At 38.5% G+C, this 22,973-nt stretch carries 16 protein-coding genes and 1 pseudogene; 12 read left to right on the top strand and 5 right to left on the bottom strand.

What is annotated here, in order from left to right:
* Positions 1 to 286: 286 nt before the first annotated feature.
* The 3 genes from QX565_RS18890 to QX565_RS18880 form a co-directional block, all read right to left on the bottom strand.
* Positions 287 to 1,381: a hypothetical protein gene (locus QX565_RS18890; protein ID WP_289293950.1), complete on the bottom strand. Its 1,095-nt coding sequence runs from the start codon at positions 1,379 to 1,381 to the stop codon at positions 287 to 289.
* Positions 1,382 to 1,626: 245 nt separating this feature from the next.
* Positions 1,627 to 1,941, bottom strand: coding sequence for a TIGR04076 family protein (locus QX565_RS18885; RefSeq protein WP_221650797.1), 315 nt, complete (start codon positions 1,939 to 1,941; stop codon positions 1,627 to 1,629).
* Positions 1,942 to 1,972: 31 nt separating this feature from the next.
* Complete coding sequence (locus QX565_RS18880) at positions 1,973 to 2,653, bottom strand: transporter (protein WP_221650798.1); 681 nt, start codon at positions 2,651 to 2,653, stop codon at positions 1,973 to 1,975.
* 282 nt (positions 2,654 to 2,935) lie between these two features.
* Here QX565_RS18880 and QX565_RS18875 point away from each other — a divergent pair, with 282 nt between their 5' ends.
* Both QX565_RS18875 and QX565_RS18870 read left to right on the top strand, forming a co-directional pair.
* Positions 2,936 to 3,073 (top strand): hypothetical protein, encoded by a 138-nt coding sequence (locus QX565_RS18875; protein WP_221650799.1) that lies wholly within the window; start codon positions 2,936 to 2,938, stop codon positions 3,071 to 3,073.
* Between the two features lie 103 nt (positions 3,074 to 3,176).
* Positions 3,177 to 3,389: pseudogene (locus tag QX565_RS18870) on the top strand (LytR/AlgR family response regulator transcription factor); the annotation flags it as partial.
* 3 nt (positions 3,390 to 3,392) lie between these two features.
* On the opposite strand, the gene QX565_RS18865 reads toward QX565_RS18870, so the two are convergent.
* Entirely contained in the window at positions 3,393 to 4,577 is a 1,185-nt protein-coding gene (locus QX565_RS18865; RefSeq protein WP_221650800.1) for a C1 family peptidase, read from the bottom strand.
* Positions 4,578 to 4,840: 263 nt separating this feature from the next.
* On the opposite strand from QX565_RS18865, the gene QX565_RS18860 reads away from it, so the two are divergent.
* Complete coding sequence (locus QX565_RS18860) at positions 4,841 to 5,686, top strand: patatin-like phospholipase family protein (protein WP_221650818.1); 846 nt, start codon at positions 4,841 to 4,843, stop codon at positions 5,684 to 5,686.
* A gap of 29 nt (positions 5,687 to 5,715) precedes the next feature.
* Here the strand turns inward: QX565_RS18860 and QX565_RS18855 are convergent, their stop codons facing one another.
* Positions 5,716 to 6,588, bottom strand: a complete 873-nt coding sequence (locus tag QX565_RS18855; RefSeq protein WP_289293947.1) for an aldose 1-epimerase family protein — start codon at positions 6,586 to 6,588, stop codon at positions 5,716 to 5,718.
* A gap of 658 nt (positions 6,589 to 7,246) precedes the next feature.
* Between QX565_RS18855 and QX565_RS18850 the strand changes: the two genes are divergently transcribed.
* The 9 genes from QX565_RS18850 to QX565_RS18810 all read left to right on the top strand — a co-directional run bounded on the left by QX565_RS18850 (position 7,247) and on the right by QX565_RS18810 (position 22,834).
* Complete coding sequence (locus QX565_RS18850; protein ID WP_025866993.1) at positions 7,247 to 10,375, top strand: SusC/RagA family TonB-linked outer membrane protein; 3,129 nt, start codon at positions 7,247 to 7,249, stop codon at positions 10,373 to 10,375.
* 36 nt (positions 10,376 to 10,411) lie between these two features.
* Positions 10,412 to 12,118: a RagB/SusD family nutrient uptake outer membrane protein gene (locus QX565_RS18845; protein WP_195660575.1), complete on the top strand. Its 1,707-nt coding sequence runs from the start codon at positions 10,412 to 10,414 to the stop codon at positions 12,116 to 12,118.
* A gap of 17 nt (positions 12,119 to 12,135) precedes the next feature.
* Positions 12,136 to 13,530 carry a DUF4960 domain-containing protein gene (locus tag QX565_RS18840; protein WP_223381340.1) on the top strand — a complete coding sequence of 465 codons (1,395 nt, stop codon included), beginning with the start codon at positions 12,136 to 12,138 and terminating at the stop codon, positions 13,528 to 13,530.
* A gap of 105 nt (positions 13,531 to 13,635) precedes the next feature.
* Entirely contained in the window at positions 13,636 to 15,174 is a 1,539-nt protein-coding gene (locus QX565_RS18835) for a glycoside hydrolase family 32 protein (protein ID WP_195349752.1), read from the top strand.
* 32 nt (positions 15,175 to 15,206) lie between these two features.
* Positions 15,207 to 16,457 (top strand): T9SS type A sorting domain-containing protein, encoded by a 1,251-nt coding sequence (locus QX565_RS18830; RefSeq protein WP_025866996.1) that lies wholly within the window; start codon positions 15,207 to 15,209, stop codon positions 16,455 to 16,457.
* Positions 16,458 to 16,538: 81 nt separating this feature from the next.
* The gene (locus QX565_RS18825) at positions 16,539 to 18,626 is read left to right on the top strand and encodes a glycoside hydrolase family 172 protein (RefSeq protein WP_289293943.1); all 2,088 of its coding nucleotides are present in this window, start codon (positions 16,539 to 16,541) and stop codon (positions 18,624 to 18,626) included.
* Between the two features lie 206 nt (positions 18,627 to 18,832).
* The gene (locus QX565_RS18820) at positions 18,833 to 20,650 is read left to right on the top strand and encodes a glycoside hydrolase family 32 protein (RefSeq protein ID WP_221650803.1); all 1,818 of its coding nucleotides are present in this window, start codon (positions 18,833 to 18,835) and stop codon (positions 20,648 to 20,650) included.
* Between the two features lie 96 nt (positions 20,651 to 20,746).
* Positions 20,747 to 21,913 (top strand): MFS transporter, encoded by a 1,167-nt coding sequence (locus QX565_RS18815; protein WP_221650804.1) that lies wholly within the window; start codon positions 20,747 to 20,749, stop codon positions 21,911 to 21,913.
* 33 nt (positions 21,914 to 21,946) lie between these two features.
* Complete coding sequence (locus QX565_RS18810; protein WP_221650805.1) at positions 21,947 to 22,834, top strand: carbohydrate kinase family protein; 888 nt, start codon at positions 21,947 to 21,949, stop codon at positions 22,832 to 22,834.
* Positions 22,835 to 22,973: the final 139 nt, after the last annotated feature.

Genomic DNA, 22,973 nt, shown 5'->3' with positions numbered 1-22,973 from the left:
CATGGCATCTTTCCCAACGTTACGTGTGTCGGGAACTTGTTTTGCCAATACAACAATTTTCAAACTCATGCTATTAATTTTAGTATTAGTATTTCTACAAGTTAGTAGCCAGTAGTCAGTAGTAAGAATCTTGCTATCAAACTATCCGGTTAACTATCAGCGTGCAAATTTACGGAAACAGTTGGTTCTGACAAGAAAACCATTAAGAAAATGCACAGGTTTAAAGTTTTTGAGCAAAAGATCAGGAGGGAGGATGTAGATTTCCGCTCTTCATTCTTTGTTAAGATTAAGATAGCGAATCCAATATGTTGGGTTCCGCATAAACCACATATCCGGGATATTCCATAGCTTCATCCAACAACAATAAAATAATATTGGCATGTTCTGTCACCCAAATGGCAACAGGATAACCATCTTTCTTTTGTTCAGAGAACAATTTGTCATACAGTTGCCACAGCTTATCAGTTTTATCCTCATACGTTGGAGCTGAATAGAGTTTGCAGAAATAATCATAAAGAACATGGTAACTTTGAGTAATGTCGTTATGAAAAAGCCTTACTTCAGCAAATGGGACAGTACCGCTAAGGCCGTATGTGGTCATCAAATCGGGACTGCTATTCAGTACATCTGCATAAGAATACCAGGCTTGAGAATCTTTAGTGATGTCACTCCAATTATAAACCAGAAAATCTTTGTTATCGGTGATGGAGATATCGAGCTGATGACGGAAAATTGTCTTATTGTTTTTCCATACAGTCAGGTAAGTTTTATATTCACTGGGATACTTGAAGCAGTGTCCCCACTTCAAAGTCAGATGACTATCCATCCAATCTTCTCCTTCTTTGTGTTCAAACACTCGAAAACTACCATTCAGACCATCTACCGTCCAAACGATTGAATCGCATATAGCAGAAAGTTCACTGGAATTGATTGACTGCGAATTTTTATTATAGAGATAAAAGTTCATCATATCAAAAATGTTTCCTTTCTGTTGCTCGACGGCAAGAAGAGGCATTGGATATTCTGTCACTTTCACCTTTATTGTAGCCGTTTGTCTCGTTTCATGGTCGATTACTACTATGTCAGTTTCGCCTTTCTGTTTGCCTTTAATTTCTATTTTAGCTTTATAACTGCCAAATTCCCAAGTATAAAGGACATCAATCAGGTCTGAGTTTTTAACATCTAACGTAGTGTTTTCATGGGCAGTCAGGTCTACGATAACACTGCGTCCCTGCATTACTTCGCAGGAACTCTTAGAGAGTTCCAAATGATACTCAGGATTATTATCATCACTATTTTTGCTACAACTTGTACTAAAAACAACAAATAGAGATAGTAGTAGACTACCTAATGACAGGTTTAGTTTGTTTTTTGTTCTCATGATTATATGCTCGTATATATAACGGTACAAAGTTAAGAATATCAAATGAAAAAGTCTTGAAGTAATTCAATACTTTCGTTCTTTCCGTAATTTTCTTCGTAGATGGTTAATGGCTTCGGGTGTTACCCCAGGAAGAGATGCTATTTTCTTTAAAGTAATGTATTGTGGTAGATTTGGGCAACGCTGTAACGTAACAAATTGATGTCGTATCGTTTTAAGAATTGAAAGAATTTTTAGCACGTATCTCAGTCTGCATCTTCTTCCATGGTTTCAATCAAAAAACTAACCGGACGAAAGCCGTCATTGCACGATATCATGGCAGACTTTTCATTTTTCATCCAACCATTGTATAAATTGCTGCCGCCATGTGCCAAAGTCATCACAAAAGGTGACATACTCTCCCAGGCACTATCACACATCCCTTTGGGTTTCTCCCAACCATTAGCTATAAAAATTTGTCCCTCTTTCATATCACAAGCATGTTCCATCGGATTTTCATACTTCTCCATCAAATCTTGATAACAAGCTATTCGCATAACGGTAATCTTACATTTTTTCATAATTATATTATTGGGGGAGGTTAAAGTGATATTATAAACTTATTCCAAATACAAAATATACCTGGTTTTCGTGTGGATTTACTATGAACTTGCCAGAGATAGGAAGTGAGAAGCTCTTGGTGAATTTTAGTTCTTTGGTAGCTGATAAACCTATATTGACCACATTAAACTTGTCAGCGTACATACCCTCCCAGGGAGTGAATCCGGCTTCGATGGCAAGGTCAACTCCCTTTACATTAAAAGGATAGGAGAGTTCACAATAACTGGACCAGGCACGTTTATCGTTTTCACGATAATCGTTACCGGCAAAAGTTGTGTACCAGGCAGCAGTCAGAGGAAACTTCTCACTGATAGTATATGCTGCCCCAAATTCAAATGTATGGCCACTGTTGTGTGCCGAATAGTTGAAATAGTCAAAGGGTTCTTCTTCGCTTTGTTCGAAATAATTGGTGACATTCAGAGTTAATCCTTTGAATTCGTATTCTAATGTAAGATCTATCTCGTTATTTTCATTGCGAAATTCAGTAGATCCCCATGCCGAAAGAGTGAAATCTCCCAAGCTTATTCCTAAGGTAGGTTGTACGGAGGCATTGCCGCATTTCATACCCCGCCATATATAATTGCTAACGAAGTCGGCGTTGACAAAAACTTCTTGTGCCTGCATTATGAAAGGGCAAAGGAATAATAATAAAAATATGATTCGTTTTTTCATCCTGTTGGTTGTTTTTTTAAGTTGCAAAGATAATGCAAACCGAGAGCAGAATAAAAAGAACTTGTTCATTTTTTATGCCAAGGTGCAGCTTAGCTTCGCTTTTCGAGAAAGACAATCAAAGATTGACTGAATAAAAAACATGCTTTTTCATGATTCTGAACTTAGTATTTTAACTATTACTTAAAATGTATATTAACAGTGTATTAAATACGTACTTTTGTATGGTAAAAGTACGTACTTTTTTATTGCTTGATTGCCAAGTACTTCAGAGTATTATAAAGATTGGCAGATAAAAAACGCCTGTTCATTGATTCTTTTTCTAAAGCTTCTTCCTATTTCCTAAATTATACTATTTATTCGGGTGCTTCTGTTTCTGGTGGCGGAGGTGGCAATCATGGAGGTGGTGGACACGGTGGTTAGGGTTGGTAAGAAAACATCTGATTAGCGATAAAAACAGGCCCTTTGTCTATTCTCTTTGCAGGAGGCAGATAAAGGGCTTATTTTTATATTATTCATATTTTGTGAGAAATCGGTGGTAACTCTTATGAGCCTCCAGAAACTGGAAGAACGGCTTCCCGCACAATTGTTTATGCGGGTACACCGTTCTTATATTGTTAATTTCCGCAAGATTACAGAAATTTCCCGTTTGCGTATCATCTTTGATAGGAATACCTACATACCGGTAGGTGAAAGCTATAAAGAGCGTTTTACGGAGTATATTGAAAAACTAATGTAGTTCTTATTTGATACCTAACTTTTTCGCAATTTCTTTGGGAAGAGCATCTTTGTGCACCAGAATATTCATTGTTTTGTAAGCAACGAATGCTTTGGAAGCATACCATATTCCTTTGTATTTTCCGCTCGGACCCCAAGAGTTCTTTACCATAAAGTATTCTTTGCCATTCTGATCTTTGGCAATACCGTAGATTACCATACCATGGTCATCTGTTGTTTCCCAGTTGTCAAATGCTTGCTGACGCATCTCCTGAGTTACATTCATTTCCGGCAAAGGACGTGCAGTCAGTTCCTTACGCTTATCGGCAGCAGTAAGTCCTGTCCAGCGAGCCATATCAGAACCTGTCAGCTCAGCACCTTTTGCTGCATCCGGCATAACGGCGATACCATCACGGGTAAAACCTTGTTCGCTCACATCACTTCCCCATGCAAAAGTATACCCTTTCTTTACTGCATTATCCATTACTGCCATAAATTCATCCAACGGAAGGTTCCATGATAAACCATTGCGCCAATTGTCCTGAATTTCGATAGAGAACTGGCTATAGAAAGGATGGTGTGTATATGAAGTCAAAGATACATAGTCATCCGGATTTATACCTAATGATTGTGCAAAAGTCTGCGGAGTGTATTCTTTTCCTTTATAAGTAAACTTTTCCGGACACTGTCCCAGGTATGTATCATAGATGGCACTGATACCTTTTTGCCATACCGGAGTCAGTTTGGTTAGTTTTCCCTTGGCGATAGCATCTACATAAGCACCTGCTACGGCATCCAGCTCATTGTGTACCGGCAGTGAGTCACCATACATAATTCCTGGCATAGCTTCTTGTGGTACAAGGCCGTAATTCTTCAGACAGTACATGATATCATAGAAACTTCCGCCTGGTGAAAAGGAACTGTCACCATGATAGCGAACATAATTGCGTGCACGGTCTACCATTGTATGATGAACCACGAACATTTCAGAGAAATCATATTCTCCTTTGCCCATCCGGAGCAATTCTGATTCAAGAAAACCAAGGGCAGAGAAGCTCCAGCACGTACTCGAACGGTTCTGATTTTTGATAGATGTAATCGGATTTTCCTTAACTGTAGTGAAAACGAAGCCTTCTTCTTTTGTGTCCTGAGCTTTCATGCTCATACTGCAAATACAGAGTGCTGCCGCAATAAGAATTGTCTTTTTCATTATTATGTTGTTTTTATTATATTTATGCGACAAAGATACACGAATAACTTTGAAAATGGAAATAATTATTGCAGTTTTGCCCGGTATTGGTGTTCTGATCTTGTTGGGGAGATACATTAATTTTATTAGATTCATTGGCGAATCTTGTTCATTTGTTTTTTTGATCGAGAAGCAAATATAAATTGCACTTTGGCATAAAAAAATGAATGAGTTCATTTTATTCTGCTTCCGGTTTGCATTATCTTTGCAAAAAGAAAAGAACTATGACTCTTGACAATCAGACCGGACTGGTGCTTGAAGGTGGAGGTATGCGGGGAGTATTTACTTGTGGCGTACTTGATTATCTGATGGACCGTGATATTCGTTTTCCATATACAATCGGTGTTTCTGCCGGAGCATGTAATGGGCTCTCTTATATGTCTCGTCAGCGTGGACGCGCAAAATACAGTAACATCGATCTGTTGGAGAAGTACCATTACATTGGTCTGCGTCATTTACTCAAGAAACGAAATATTATGGATTTTGATCTTTTGTTTACTGAGTTTCCCGAGCATATCCTGCCTTATGATTATGATGCTTACTTTTCTTCTTCCGAACGTTTTGTGATGGTGACTACAAATTGCCTGACCGGAGAAGCTAATTATTTTGAAGAGAAAAGCGATAAGAATCGGGTGATTGATATTGTAAGAGCTTCAAGTAGTTTGCCATTTGTTTGTCCGATAGCCTATGTAGATAGTGTCCCGATGTTAGATGGTGGTATTGTTGATAGCATTCCTTTGCAACGTGCTATTACGGATGGATACCCTAATAATGTAGTGGTTTTAACTCGTAATCGTGGTTACCGGAAAGAGAATAAAGATATTAAAATCCCTTCATTTGTTTATCGTAAATATCCCAAAATGCGTGAAGCCCTGAGTTGCCGTTGTGCTGTTTATAATGCACAGCTCGAAATGGTGGAACGTATGGAGGATGAGGGACGGATAACTGTTATCCGTCCCGTTAAACCTGTAATGGTGGACCGCATCGAAAAAGACATTCACAAACTGACCGAATTCTATGAAGAAGGTTATGCCTGTGCTAAACACATGTTTGAGGATATTACCCTTTAATAAACTAACCGGTAACTCAAAATGAACGATTAGGCGATTATTATAGAATATCCTCCTTGAAATTTTTCGCCTGCTGCCAGGTGTTGCATCCAGTCCTTGTCTTTGTATTCTCCGGTGTAGTGTGCACGGTCGCAGCGCCCATACCATGGTTCGATACAAACAAATGGTGCATTCTTGGTTGGTGGTGACCAAAGACCTACTACTGGAGCTGTGAAGCGCAGACTCAGATAAGGTTTCTTTTCTTTGGTACAGAGAATTACTTCTTTTATCTGGCTATTTTCTATTATCAGAGCATCTTTGTCAAAGGTATGTGTATCTATTGGCAGTAGTCCGTCTGACGGGAGCTCCAACAAATACTCTTTATTAGGGTCTGCACAACCTTTTTCGGAGATAAGAATGTATTTTATTCCTTCCTTTTTATCAAATTCAAAGAATCCGCGTTCGGCATTGGACTCGTTAAATTCCGGAAAATAGAATGCCGGATGAGCGCCTATCTGGAAGTACATATCTTTATCTCCCGTATTTTTCACCGTCCATAATACGTCAATTTGTTTTCCTTGTATACGATATCCTATTTCGAGGCAGAAAGGAAAAGGGTATTTCTTTCGCGTATCTTCATTATCTATTAGTCGGTAACGCACTTCGTCAGGTTGTTCAAGTATAAGTTCAAAATCCATGTCGCGGGCAAATCCATGTTGGGTAAGATGATAAGTTACACCTTCGTGGTGATATTCATTATCCCATACACTGCCTACGATGGGAAATAACACGGGCGAATGCCGTTTCCAAAAGGTAGGGTCAGCTTGCCATAGATATTCTTTTCCGTTAGATATAATGCTGCATAATTCGGCTCCGTGAGAGGATACCTGAATGGAAAGTTGTGAGTTGGATATTGTTTTCATGATTATCTGATCTTTATTATATTTAATGCTATCTGTTATTTATCCTTCAAATGTAGCATATTTATTATTTAATCTGATAATCTCTATTGCATATTCTGTATAATAACTGATTGGAATTATTTTAGTATATATATTCTGTTCATACGATTGCTAAAGTGTTGCCGGAACTAGTTTGTATTTTATATATTTTATTGGTTGGTTACTTCCCATGAATTATAAATTCTACCTTTTAACTTTAAAAGTCCTTTGTTTACGGCTCCATGTATCAATATTGATATAGTATGAAACAAATGTGGCATGTTATTTTATGTTTTCCGCAATATCTTTGCCATAGGATTTCTATTAAGAACAACTTTATTTTTTTATTTCTTAAATTTTAATATTATGAATGAGGGTAAACATGTATTTCAGAATTGCATAATCTTTGCACTTCTTTTTTTGCATTTTATTAATAGCGAAACAATTTTGAAAATAGGCAGTAGGACTGCCTGATAACTGTTTTGAAGTAAAGTGTATCTATTTTCAGATATTGATGAAACCTCTCTTTCCTTCCTGAGAAAATAAGAGAGTGAGTATTTCGTTCTGATGGGTAACTTATATTTTTATTCTTAGAAAATGATATTTTTTATTAATGTGTATTTTAAATCTATCAAAAAACATGAAGAGACTTATCTTTAGAACAAAGCGAAGCATGGTAATCTTTCTTTTGTTACTTTTCCCTATTTTATCTATTGCACAGGTTGTGACAGGGAAGGTAATACTATTTGAGGATAAAGAAGCTTTGCCGGGTGTTAACGTTCTCGAAAAGGGAACGACAAATGGTACTATAACTGATATTGATGGAAACTTTTCTATTCATTTAAAGAGCCCGAATTCTACATTGGTTTTTTCAATGGTCGGGATGATTAAACAAGAGAAACGGGTTAATGCGGGTGATAAAGTAGATATAGTATTACAACCAGATCATTATCAGTTGGATCAGATTGTAGTGACGGGTTATTCTACTCAGAAGAAATCAGATCTGACAGGTTCTGTAACAGTTGTTTCGGTTGATGATATGATGAAATCTGCGGAGAACAATCCTTTAAAGGGTTTACAAGGGCGTGTACCGGGTATGGAAATTACTGCAAATGGTAACCCAAGTGGAGCTGCTACCGTTCGTATCAGAGGTATTGGTACATTAAATAATAATGATCCTCTTTTTGTTATTGACGGTGTGCCTACCCGTGGTGGAATGCATGAATTGAACTCAAATGATATTGAGAATATTCAGGTATTGAAGGATGCTTCCGCAGCGAGTATTTATGGCTCCCGCGCAGCTAACGGGGTCATTATTGTTACGACCAAGAAAGGGAAAGAGGGTAAAATTAAACTGAATTTCGATGCCTATGTTACCCAGACTTTTTATAATAATAAGCTGGAAGTAATGAATGCGAAAGAGTACGGACAGGCATTGTGGCAGGCTACGGTAAATAGCTCAGAAGATCCCAATAAAAATAACATTGGATATACTTATAAATGGGGATACGATGATAATGGAGAAGCTGCCTTATATGATATGTATTTACCAAAGTATTTGGATACGGATAAAACAATGCTTACTTCTGATACGGATTGGTTTGATGCAGTGTCTCAAAAAGGATTATTGCAATCATATAATCTTTCGGTGAGTAATGGAAGTGAAAGAGGGGATTACTTTTTCTCCCTGGGGTATCTGAGCAATGATGGTACATTGAAGTATACTTCTTTTGATCGTTTTTCAGCTCGTATGAATGCATCTTACCATATTATTAAAGATGTGTTGACTATTGGCGAAAACTTTTCTGTAAATCGTACATCAGAAGTACAGATTCCGGATGATAATATTTTGGACATGGCATTGAAAGCATTGCCTCTGATTCCTGTACACACAGTAGACGGCAAAGGTTGGGGAGGCCCTACAACCGGTATGAATGACCGTCATAATCCTGCTCGTCTATTGTATGATAATAAGGATAATAAATATGCATACTGGCGCTTGTTCGGCAATGCTTATATTAATCTGCAACCCCTGAAAGGATTGAATCTCCGGAGTAGTTTCGGACTTGATTATACAAATTATTATAAGCGTAACATGGTGCATAGTTATAAAACTGGTACGTTGAATAATGATTTGAGTTCTGTTACTTTGGGGGGAACTTATACAACTAAATGGACCTGGAGTAATACAGCCAGTTATGCAAAACAAATAGGTGTACATAATTTTGATGTATTGGCAGGTTTGGAGATGTATAAAGAGGAGCAGATCAATTTCTCTGCATATAAAGATGGTTTTCTGGTAGAAACTCCGGAACAGATGTGGCCTGATATGGGAATTGGAACATCCAAAGTGACAGGTGGCGCTACCAGTTATGCTTTATTATCTTATTTTGGTAAAGCCAATTACGCATATGATAATCGTTATCTTGCTTCTGTAACACTTCGTTATGATGGCTCTTCACGTTTCGGAAAAAATAATCGTTTCGGTACTTTCCCGGCATTCTCTTTGGGTTATCGAATCAGTGAGGAAGCATATATGGAGAAAACAAGAGAGTGGTTGTCTGATTTGAAATTACGCTTCGGATGGGGACAAACAGGTAATCAGGAAACGGCCAATACTGCTGTACATACACTTTATGTTACTGACTATGGTATGGGAGATCCTACCTGGACTTCTTTGAATGGTACTTCTTATGACTTGACAGGAAAAGGCGGTACTTCACTTCCTTCCGGTTATAAGAAAGTGCAACAAGGTAATCCTGATTTGAAATGGGAGACAACGACTCAAACCAATATTGGTCTCGATTTTGGCTTCTTTGATCAGAAGTTATATGGTACTGCTGAATATTATATCAAGAAAACAAAAGACATTTTGGTACAACCCCCTTATTTAGGCATCATAGGTGAAGGAGGTTATTGTTGGTACAATGGTGCTTCAATGGAAAATAAAGGTTTTGAAGTGAGCTTAGGTTATCGCGATCAAACACCTTTCGGACTCTCTTATGATATTTCCGGTAATATATCCGGTTATCGTAATAAAGTGACCAAGTTGCCGTCCGATGTAGAAAACTCTTATGGCGGAAACGGTAAGGGAGATAATATTCTGGGACGCCCCATCAATTCGTTTTATGGTTATATTGCTGACGGATTATTTCGCACAGAAGAAGATATTGCCGACCATGCAACACAGAATGGCGGAGAAGATTTGGGACGCATTCGCTATCGTGACTTGAATGATGATGGAAAAATCGATGATGATGATCGCACCTGGATTGGCTCACCTCATCCTGATTTTATGTATGGTTTGAACATTGAGCTGAGTTACAAGAACTTTGATTTAAGTGCATTCTTTTATGGAGTAAATGGCATTGATGTGAATACGTATGCAGTGAAAAGTGAAACTGATTTCTGGAGTATCAATGATGTTCGTTCCAATAAAGGTACACGTTTATTAAATGCCTGGAGCCCAAGTAATCCAAATTCGGATATTCCTGCTATCACGGCTCTAAATGAGAATGATGAAGGGCGTTTATCCACCTATTTTATAGAGAATGGTTCTTTCCTGAAATTACGGAATTTACAATTAGGATATACATTACCACGTAAAATCAGCGAGAAAGCATTTATTGAAAAATTCCGTATTTACGTTAGTGGACAGAATCTGTTTACTATTAAAAGTAAAAACTTCTCCGGGGTAGATCCGGAAAATGCAGGGTTCGGTTATCCGATACCGACCACGTTTACCGTAGGAGTGAATATTGGTTTTTGAGTTTCAAATATTATGCGAAAATAAACTAACAGAAACATGAAAAAGATAAAATATATATTGGGTTTTATTGGAGCTGCATTAATGTTTACAGCTTGTTCCGATTTTCTGGATGTAGCTACCCAAAATGGCTTGGATCCGGATCAGGCAAATGATGCAGAGAGATTTTGTAATGCTGCTTATGCTTCATTAATGAATCAACGTGATGTGAAATTATGGGCCTGGGGTGATGTCCGTTCTGATGATGCATATAAAGGTGGCGGTGGAACAAACGATGGTTATACAGAGCATTGTTATGAGACAGGTACACATATTGTGACTACTTTTGGTGAACCGGATGGATACTGGTTTGTACAGTATTGTGGTATTTCCCGTGTCAATTCGGCTCTTAATGCATTGAATATTGTATCAGAAAAAGAATTTCCGAATAAGGTGACCCGACAAGCAGAAATGCGTTTTTTAAGAGGACACTTTTATTTCTTATTGAAAATACTTTTCAAGAATATCCCTTTTGTTGATGAGACGGTCCCCGAACATCAATATCAGTTCATATCTAATGTAGAATTGACTGATGTTGAGATGTGGGATAAAATTATTGCAGATTTTAAGTTTGCTTTTGATAATCTGCCAGAGAAGCAGGCCGATTTAGGAAGAGCTAATAAATATGCCGCTGCTGCTTATCTGGCTAAGGCCTATTTATATAAAGCTTATCGTCAGAATGAAAAATATGAAGTAACTTCAATTGACGTTGATGATTTGGAAGAAGTAGTAAAATATACCGGAGAAGTCTTGAAGTCAAATTACGGTTTGGAAACAGATTTCGCTTATAATTTTATGCCGGAATTTGAGAATGGGAAAGAGAGTATTTTTGCCATTCAATTCTCTAAAGATGATGGTACAATGTTTGGTAACCTGAATTTTGCAGATTTTCTTTCTGTTCCGCAGGGATTGGGATGTTGTGATTTCCATAAGCCGAGCCAGAATCTCGTAAATGCGTTTAAGACGAGCAAAGGACTGCCGATGTTCAAGGTAAACAACGGTGTATATTCGGAGAATTATGATATAGCCAATTATTCGAAAAGTAAAGCGGCTGATCCTCGTTTATTCAGTACGGTAGCAATGGATGGTTTTCCTTATAAATACAATGAGGATCTTCTTTTCCAGAATTCGTGGAATCGTAACCCGGAAGTATACGGTAATTATGCTTCATTGAAAGAGAATGTAGACCCTTCCTGTGATTGTTTTGTTAACCTTTCTCCGTATTATGCCAATTCGATGAATAAAATTCTCATTCGTTTTGCCGATGTTTTATTGATAAGAGCTGAAGCTTTGATTGAATTAAACCGTGAACCGGAAGCGTTACCTTTAATAAATCAGGTTCGTCAACGTGCACAGGATAGTGCGAATGGGATGGTAAATTATAGTGATCCGGATTTGAAACCGGTTATGGAAGTTGCACTTTATGAGGATGGAAACAATTGCACCTGGAATCAAGACTTTGCCCGCTATGCTTTGAGATGGGAACGACGTCTGGAATTTGCAATGGAAAATATGCGCTTTTTTGATCTGGTTCGTTGGGGGATTTGCAGTGAAACGATGAATAAGTATTTTCAATCGGAAAAAGCAAGACGTTCCTATCTGAAGGAAGCCGTATTTACAAAAAATAAAAATGAATATGTTCCTATACCTCAGCAGCAGATAGGTTATAGTAAAGATTTATACAAGCAGAATTACGGATGGAAATAATCTTAAATAGACAATTCATGAAAAAGTATTTTAGTTTAATAATGATAATGTTGTCTGTATCTTGCCTGTTTCTGACAGCTTGTGATGACGACAAACGTGATTCATTGGATTTCTCACAAGACGTGAATATTCATGAGTTTACAATAAATGGGGTGCAAGGAGTTATCGATAATGAAACCATGATGATCAAGGTAATGCTTCCGCCTAAGTCGGATGTTACTTCATTAGTGCCTGATATTAAGGTTGCAGATAACGCTGTTATAACTCCGGGTAGTGGCGAATCACAGAATTTTTCCGGAAATGTGGAATATAAAGTGACAAACGGTAATTTATATAATACTTATAAAGTATCAGTTGAAGTATTGAATGCCAGAATTACTAAGTTTATACTCAATGGTAGATATGTCGGTACGATCGATCCTGTTAATAACACGATTAGTGTAACAGTTCCTACCACTATTGATATCACAAAACTGATTCCTACAATCGAATATACAGAGGGAGCTACTATTTCTCCGGAAAATTCGAAAATACAAGATTTCACTAACCCTGTGGTTTATACACTTACTTATATGAATGAAACCTTTACTTATGAGGTTTCTGTAATACAAAGTGATCATACCTATGCATTCCTGGGTACGGCCGAAACCATTGACGGACTGACTAATGCTGATGAAAAGACTGCGGCAGAATGGATGATGGAAAATATTCCGAACAGTAAATATGTATCATTGGAGTCATTGAAAGATGGCGCTGCTTCGCTCAATCAGTTTACAGCGGTATGGTTCCATTATGAACAAGCGAATACACTGCCGGTTATTGCTGCTAATAAGAATGTGACAAATGTAATTAAAGGATATTACAGCAATGGTGGTAATATTTTCCTTTCCGGAACAGCTTGTCTCTATACGGGAAGTCTGGGTATCACCCCTGCTGCATATACTCCAAACAATGCTTTTGGCAGTTTTGGTGATGCCGGGCAGGTGAATGCTCCTGGTGAACTTTGGGGTATTGCTATTACCGGTTGTGAAGAGCATCCTATTTATAAAGGAGTGACAATTGATAAAACCACTCAATCGTGGCCGGTAGTTTGGCTTGTTGGGAAAGAGATATCCTGGAGAAGGAATATCGGATGTCCGTGGGATCTTGTTGCCCCTTATACACAAGACTGGGCAGATTGGGCATCAAAGACGGGTGGTACACCATTGGCTTCTTTCAATTGGGATGATGATTGTAATGAAAAAGTTGCTGTTTCGGTATTTGATGGTATCGAAGGTGGAAAAGGAACTGCTGTTTGTATCGGAGCCCCGTCTTATGACTGGTATTATGAGAAAGAAAATGTGTCGTCAAATTCATACTATTCTAATATAGAAAAGATGACGTTGAATGTTTTCAATTATCTCACTAAATAATTGGTGTAAAATGATACATCGTTGCTTGTCAACGATGTATCCTATCCTTTACTATAAACAACAAACTTATTTTTTTAGTAGTCAAAATAAATAGAGATCATAATTATGAAAAAGTATATCTATGTTTTGTTTATGTTCGCAACTTTCAATTTATGGGCATGTAGTGATAGCGAACCTTCAAATGGCGGAGGAGAAGAGGTGGTGGATAAAACCACTGATTGTCAATCTGCCAGCGAGAAAGGTGCTTATACTACTTGGTATAAACCTGCAAATGGCTGGGTAGGTGATCCGATACCTTATTATGATGACGGTAAATTTTATATTTTCTATTTACAGGACTGGCGTTCGGGGTATCCTTTCTTACATCCATGGCATATGGTTTCTTCCACCGATCTTTCTTCTTTTACTTTTGGTGGTGAAACCATCCCTTGTGGGAAAGAAGAAGAGCAGGATGTTGCTTTAGGAACAGGTGGTGTAATTAAAGATCGTATTACCGGAGAATACTGTGCGTTTTATACAGGTCATCAATGGAAGTGGCAGGAGATGGGAGTACCTACACAGGCTATCTTATTAACTACCTCTAAGGATATGAAGACCTGGACAAAGAAGGGTGAACATAATTTCTATCTCTCTCTTAGGGGACAAAGTGGATATGTGGAAAATGATTGTCGTGATCCACATGTATTTTATGATGAAGAAGACGGATTGTATAAAATGGTGGTGACAACCCATACGAATGCAGGGGCAACACTGGCTTTATTTACATCTAAAGAGTTGCAGAATGCAAAGGCATGGACATTACAGGAACCTCTTTATACAGATCCGGCTATTTGGGTCATGGAGTGTGCTGATGTCTTTAAGGAAGGAGAGTATTGGTATTTGACTTATTCGAATGTAGCCGATCGTAAAGTACATTATCGTTATGCCAAGTCACTGAAAGGGCCATGGATAAAACCTGCCAATGATATATTTGATGGCATTGCTTTCTATGCCGGAAAAACGATGTCAAACGGAAAAGAACGTTACTTGGCGGGATGGTGTCCGACGCGTATCGGTGATGGTGATCCCGATCAGTGGGGAGGTTCTTTGGTTTGCCATCATATGTTGTTTAATGCTGACGGAACCATTGATCTTAAACTTCCTGACGGAATTGATAAGAAGTTTACTACGTTGAAAAAGACAGTACTTATTGATAAATCCGGGAAAGCTGTCAAGAAAGAGAATTCATATGTTCTTTCGGATGTGGCTTCAGTGTCCTTCCCGCGATTGGATAAGACATGCAAAATAGAAGCAACTGTCAAAGCCACCGGCGATGAAGATGTTTTTGGGTTTGCTTTTGGAGCATGTGATGATAAAACAGAAGTTTATTCTATTCGTTTTGATTTGAAATCCAAGAAAATGATAATGTCAAAAGATGATTTGACACGTGGGACTACTCCTGCACAAACCGATGTTACATTGGCAGTTCCGGCCGATAAACAATTTAAGGTGAAGATTGTGGCTGAAAAATCAGTTTGTGTGATGTATGTAAATGATAAGATTGCATTCTCTAATCGTATAGACAAAATGCCTAAAAATCCTTGGGCAATTTTTACAGATAAGGGAACCGAGATTTCTTTCTCTGATATAAAAGTATATGAATAATCCTTTATTTAATAAATTAAAACATTGATAACATGAAAAAGACATTTTTACTCGTTGCTGCACTTGCTGCCACTTCTACATTATTGGCTCAAGATGATTTAGTTATTTATGGTGATGTAACTTCGGGCGTTGAATGGCACAACTTTGCCGGTCCGACAAATGTACAGGAAGTGGATAATCCAACTCCGGATGCGGTTAATTCGACAGCTAAATGTATCTCAATGAATCGTCCTAAAGAGACGGGTGGCTCTGACGAGATAGGATGGCCTTGGGAAGGCGCTTTATCCGAGAGTTTTAGTGTGCCTAATATTACTGACTATAATTCGATTTCGATGTTAGTAAAAAAGCCCTATCCTGGGAAAGTTTGCCTTGAATTACAGAGTCCAACAGGAGGAAGCGGTATGATATATGCAGAATATACTGCCACCGATGATTCCTGGCAGAAGTTGACATTTCCGATCATAAATGTTTCAGGGCTTGGAGCAACCGGACTTACCAAAATATTGATTGAAATTCATCGTGAAGATGAAAATAACAATGATGATTTCGAAGATTGCATTATGTATGCCGATGAGATTACTTTACATAAGGCTATGCCGGAATTTGGTTTTAATGGAGAAGATAAAATTGCTGGTGGATGGATTCCTTTCCCGGGAGATGAGTTCAGCAGAAAAGCCAGAATTGTTGCTAATCCGGATCAGACAGGTATCAATACCACTGACAAGTGTTTGTGGATTAAGAGAGAAAAGAATGATGAAGTATTTTCCGGTGCCATTAATCGTAATTTTAAGGTGAATAATTTAAATGAATTCAGATGTATGACGATGATGGTAAAGAAGAGTATAGCAGGACCGGTAAGTCTGGAGTTACAGTCTCCTGGTGAGGAAAAGAAACAAATTCTGACAGCTGATTATACAGAGGTGGGTAGATGGCAAAAATTAGAATTTGTATTCCCTGACAATTTGTTGGAGGGTGCTCCATTGCAAATTATTATTTTGCAGGCTCATGTTGTAGATACGAAAGAAGATGCAAGTTTTACCGAACCTGTGGATATATATGTAGATGAGCTTTATTTGTCGAGTGAAACTGTATCCATTCCTTTATATTCAAAGGATAAGAAAGAAATTGTGAAGACTGAGATTTATGATATCAGAGGAATGCTTATGACAACATTCGGTGCAAACGAAGAAGCCGTTATAGACAATCTGGAAAAAGGAGTTTATGTTGTTCGTCAAACAGATAAAGAAGGAAATGTGACGGTTGAGAAAATGATGAATAGATAATTTTAGTATGTATGGAAAGTGAAGAGGAGGGATTGAACATGACTCTTCACTTTCTTTTATAAAACTTTAAAGAATGCCGATATGAATTATACACGCTGTTTGCTTTTGTTGTTTAGCATGATGTCGTTTTTTTCTTGTAAACAAGAAAAATATGATATTACCTTTAGCTCATTATTAGATGAAATGGTTGATTACGAAGAGAGTGCCCGTTTTCCCGCCATACCATTTTCTTGCCGTCAGGAAAGTAGTTACGACCGCCGTTCTGTTCATCCGGACTCAGCAGGCTGGTTTGCCAATAATGATGGTTTTGGGATAATCCGTGTTGATACAATCAATGGGAGAAAAGAAAATGTTTTATTTGATCAGGATGGTCCGGGCGTTATTACGCGTTTCTGGTTAACAACAATGGATAAACGTGGTATAATGCGTTTTTATTTTAATCATGCCGGGGATGCCCAATGGGAGATACCGGCTTATGATTTGCTCCGTTCCGGTTTGTCAATAGGTAAAGAATTAGTGCAGGAACATCCGAATTATACTCCGGATGGAAAAGGAGGTAATACATTGTTTTTACCCATACCCTATAGTAATGGATGTAAGATAACATTTGAATTACCGGATTCAATTGAGCCTTCTCCTAAATACTATGGAATAAATTATCGTAGTTATCCGGTAGGAACAAAAGTTGAAACTTTTTCTGTTGAGCTCGTAGAGCAGAATAAAGATAAGATATTATATGTGGATTCATTACTCCGGAATTATCCTTCTTATGAGAAGGGAACATTGTTAACTGAATCCAAAGAGTTGTTTTCAAAAGATTCATTGTCGGTTGCTTTGCCCGAAGGAACGAATGCTGTCCGTTTATTATCTATAAATATTCAGGTGGATTCAGTACATTATGAACAGGCGATGCGCGAACAGGTTATTAAAATGAGTTTTGATGGTGTGGAGACAGTTACCGTGCCTTTGAGTGATTTCTCGGGAGCAGGTATGGGAGCACACAAATCAGATAGCTGGTATGTTTCTGCTGATGGCAAAGGGCATGTACTTAGCCGTTGGGTAATGCCTTATCAGAGTAATGCGTTTTTTAAACTTGTGAACCTATCTTCTACCACAGTAAAAGCTGATATCGAAATACGTGTGGATGATTGGAAATGGGATGAACGCAGCCTTTATTTTCATTCTTCATGGAGACAGGAAAATGGCATTCATGTAGAAGCAAATCCGGATAATGATGCGGCATGTATCGATTGGAATTTTGCAACATTAAATGGGCGTGGAGTTTATAAAGGAGATGTATTATCGCTTTTTAATCATACATTAGCATGGTATGGAGAAGGAGATGAAAAGATATGGGTGGATGATGATAAAGACTTTCCTTCTCATTTTGGCACAGGCACAGAAGATTATTACAATTGTTCCTGGGCTCCTGTCATTCCTTTCTATACACCGTTTGGAGGGGCAACCCGTGCAGATGCTGAAACGTCAATCGGGTATAATACATTTTTCCGAACCCGTAGTCTGGATCAGATCCCGTTTAATAGACACCTTCGTTTTGATATAGAAATGTTGAGTTGGATATCGGGTGAGGTTGATTATGCTGCTACTGTATATTGGTATGGTGATCTGAACGCAAAAGCAGAAAACAGCACATTGATAGAGGAGGTAACACGTCCTTTACTGCCTCAACCAGCGGATCCGGCCGCTTACAAGATTGCAACGAATGCGATAGAGTTTGAAAAATTAACTCCCACAGCAAAATCCGAAGAACTATTTACTGATGGTCAGGGCATGCTTACTTTCTCTAAAGGAAAGTGGAGTGGGAGTAAGCAATTGATCTGTACACATGGGAAAACTGGTAGTTTTATTGAATATGAATTTGAGGTGCCTGAGAATAAACCATATGATATAACTGTTCATGGAACAAAAGCACCGGATTATGGTATTATCGGCTTTTATGTAAATGGACATAAATCTCCAACCTTGTTTGATGGTTGCAGTGCGCCTAAATATGGTGTTGTTAATTCCGGGGCTATTCGCATCGGACGCTATGATCCGGAGAATGGAAAAATACGTCTAAAAATAGAGCTGGTTGGTAAGAATGAAAAGGCCCATGGTACGGGTGGTATTTTCGGATTAGATTGTTTGATATTAAATGCTGTGAAATAAATGATTGAGTAAAATATATAAAAGACAGACGTATCATTATTAGTATAGAATGAATCAAATATTATAAATACCGAATATTCAGACTTGGGCAAATGAGAACCCATGTAACAAATATAATATAGTTTGCAATAAATGTGATAGGCGTTCTATGCTATGGCGCCTATCTTTGCAGCAGTAGAATTTAAAAATCTTAATACCATAACAACATGTTTCATTTAAAAGATTCCTGGCGGAAAATCGGAAAAACACTTTCCTTGTTTATAGTAGGGACTGCTGCTTCTGTCTGTTCTTGTCCGGCTATAAATCCTCCTTTCGTGATTAAACATTTAGGTGACGGACAAAGTATTGTCCAGATAGAAGAGCAGAAAAAGTTTTTGCTTCTTCCGGTAGAAGAGGCTTCGCCCGAAGCAAAATTGTATATGATAGCTGATAACGATGTAGTGCGTAACATGAATGTCCGTTTGGCTGTTAATAAAGTAGATTACTTTGTACCAGTCGACCTTACCGGATTTGATAACAAACATCTTTCTTTCAATTTTCAGCTTATTCCGGATTCGGCTATATGTTGGAAAGAGATGAAACTTTCTGATGAATATGATACTTCCAATTGTGAAAAATTCCGTCCGGTATATCATTTTACACCAGCTTATGGATGGATGAATGATCCGAATGGGATGGTATATAAGGATGGTGTTTATCATCTGTTTTATCAACACAACCCTTACGGTTCTATGTGGGGGAATATGCATTGGGGACATGCTACCAGTACGGATTTAGTAAATTGGAAGCATCATGGCGATGCCATCTCTCCGGATGCACTGGGTACGATCTTTAGTGGTTCATGTGTGGTAGATAAAGACAATACTGCCGGATTTGGTGCCGGAGCCATAGTGGCTTTTTATACCTCGGCAAGTGACCGTCAGGTACAGAGTATGGCTTACAGCCTCGATAACGGAAAGACATTCAAAAAGTATGCCCGTAATCCCATTCTTACTTCCACCCAACGTGATTTTCGTGACCCGAAAGTGATATGGCATGAAGATACAAAGAAATGGATTATGATTCTTGCTGTAGGACAGGAGATGCAACTTTATTCTTCTCCTAACCTGAAAGACTGGACTTTGGAAAGTAAATTCGGTGAAGGACAGGGGGCTCACGGTGGTGTATGGGAATGTCCTGATCTTATAGAACTACCTGTCGAAGGCACTGAATTAAAGAAATGGGTACTTATCTGTAACCTTAATCCGGGGGGGCCGTTCGGTGGCTCGGCCACGCAGTATTTTGTGGGTTCATTCGATGGACAGAAGTTTGTAAATGACTCTCCGGCTTTAACCAAATGGATGGACTGGGGGAAAGATCATTATGCTACAGTAACCTGGAGTAATGCCCCCGAAGGCCGTCACATCGCTTTGGCATGGATGAGTAACTGGGAATATGCGAACAATGTTCCGACTCAACAATACCGTAGTGCAAACTCTGTACCTCGTGATCTTTCACTCTATACTTTCAATGGGGAGACTTACGTGAAGTGTACTCCTTCCAAGGAGTTACTTAAGTTACGAGATAAAGCAATAAAGAAGCGTACTTTCAAAGTAGACCGTACTTATAATATGGATAAGCTTTTTGCCGACAACACGGATACTTACGAAATAGAGATGACTATCAAAAATAAAAATGCCGAAGTTATCGGATTTCAACTATTCAATTCAAAAGGAGAAGAAGTGGAGATGAGCTACAATCTGATTGAGAAGAAATTCTCTATGGATCGTACAAAGAGTGGAAATGTATCATTCAGCAAAGATTTTCCAACTGTTACAATGGCTCCTATCGGGGGTAGTAATGAAATGAAACTTCGTCTGTTTATTGATAAATCGAGTGTTGAAGCTTTCGGCGACGATGGCCGGTTTGCGATGACGAACCTTGTGTTCCCATCGGAACCTTACAATCGCATTAGTTTTTATGCCAAAGGCGGAAGCTATAATGTGACTTCATTTACTGTGTATAAATTAGTAGTAAGTAGATAGTAGTAAGTAGTGGATAGTTCTGCTTTATCTAAGCAAAACATTTCTACTTAACTACTTCTCAACTTAAAAACTTCCCAACTTAACAACTCAAAAATAATGGAAAATACTAAAAATGCTTCGCTAACGAAGCTTGTCCCGGTGATGCTTTGTTTCTTTGCTATGGGATTTGTTGATCTTGTAGGTATCGCCTCTAATTATGTAAAAGCAGATCTTGGTCTGACAGATGCTCAGGCAAATATCTTTCCTTCACTGGTATTCTTTTGGTTTCTTATCTTTTCCGTACCTACAGGTATGTTGATGAATCGTATCGGACGTAAAAAAACGGTACTTCTTAGTCTTGTAATCACTTTTGCATCTTTGGTTCTCCCTATTTTCGGAGATGGTTATGTATTGATGCTTGTTTCGTTTTCTTTGCTTGGTATTGGTAATGCCTTGATGCAGACTTCACTGAATCCATTACTTTCTACTATTGTTAGTGGTGACAAACTTGCCAGTAGTCTTACCTTCGGACAGTTTATAAAAGCCATTGCTTCTTTCCTTGCTCCTTACATCGCTATGTGGGGGGCTACACAAGCCATTCCTTCATTCGACCTTGGCTGGCGTGTACTTTTCCCCATTTACATGGTTATATCGATTGTTGCCATTCTGTTACTGAATGCTACATCGATAGTAGAAGAACCGGAAGAAGGAAAGCCTTCCACTTTTATGCAGTGCCTGGCTTTGTTGGGTAAACCTTTTATTTTACTTTCATTCGTCGGGATTATGTGTCATGTGGGGATTGATGTGGGTACAAATACTACTGCTCCGAAGATTCTTATGGAGCGTTTAGGCATGACATTAGCAGATGCAGGTTTCGCAACCAGTCTGTATTTTATCTTCCGTACCATAGGTTGTCTTTTAGGATCCTTTATTCTGCGTAAAATGTCATCTAAAACTTTCTTTGCTATCAGTGTGTTTTTTATGTTGATGGCAATGGCAGGATTGTTTATTTTCCATGACTTGATGATGATTTACATTTGTATTGCTTTTATAGGATTTGGTAATTCAAATGTATTTCCTATCATTTTCTCTCAGGTATTATTGTTTATGCCGAATAAGAAAAATGAAGTTTCCGGTTTGATGATCATGGGGCTTTTCGGAGGAACAATTTTCCCTTTGGCAATGGGAGTTGCTTCTGACGCCATCGGACAGAGCGGTGCGGTAGCCGTAATGACGGTTGGAGTAGCATATCTCTTATTCTACACTTTCCGCATTAAAAAGTAATTTAAGTTGTAAATAGTTTAATCGTAAATTAGTATGAATAACATAATCGTAGGAATGGGTGAGGCACTATGGGATGTGCTGCCCGAAGGAAAAAAAATAGGTGGTGCTCCGGCAAACTTCGCTTATCATGTATCGCAGTTTGGATTTGACAGCCGTGTGGTAAGTGCTGTTGGCAATGATGCGTTAGGGGATGAAATCCTTGAGGTATTCAAAGAAAAGCAGTTGAAGCATCAGTTGCAAGTGGTGAATTATCCTACCGGAACCGTACAGGTAACGCTCGATAGCGCTGGTATACCTCTTTATGAGATTAAAGAGGGGGTAGCCTGGGACAATATTCCATTTACTGATGATCTGAAACGCTTGGCGCTCAGTACTCGTGCTTTCTGCTTTGGTTCGCTGGCGCAACGCAATGAAGTGAGTCGTGTTTCTATCAATCGTTTTCTTGACGCGATGCCCGATGGAGATGAGCAGTTGAAGATATTCGATATCAATCTTCGTCAGGGGTTTTATACCAAAGAAATCATTCGTGAGTCTTGCCAGCGTTGCAATGTACTGAAGATTAATGATGAAGAATTGGTTGCTATCAGCCGTATGTTCGGTTATCCGGGTATCGATCTTCAGGACAAATGCTGGATCCTCCTCGCTAAATACAATTTGAAGATGTTAATACTGACCTGTGGAACCAACGGGAGCTATGTATTTACTCCGGGCGTAGTCTCTTTCCAGGAGACACCCAGAGTACCGGTAGCCGATACGGTGGGGGCAGGTGATTCGTTTACGGCTGCTTTCTGTGCTTCGTTATTGAAGGGTAAGAGTGTGCCCGAAGCCCATAAACTGGCAGTTGAAGTTTCTGCATATGTATGTACTCAGAGTGGCGCTATGCCTGAGTTACCACAGGTTTTGAAAGACAGATTATCGTAACTTATGTCTGTTTGTAAAGCGCTGATAATGAGTTGATATAAGAGTGACTTAATACAGATTTACTTTACACCGTTTTAACATTATAAAAATTCATATGGCAAGTAAAGTATTTCCTCGTTGTAGGTATAGTTTAGATTTT

The sequence above is a fragment of the Bacteroides sp. 41_26 genome (assembly GCF_949740115.1).
Lineage (GTDB): Bacteria > Bacteroidota > Bacteroidia > Bacteroidales > Bacteroidaceae > Bacteroides > Bacteroides nordii.
Note: the sequence above shows the minus strand (reverse complement) of the source record. Positions and strands in the feature narration are given on the sequence as shown.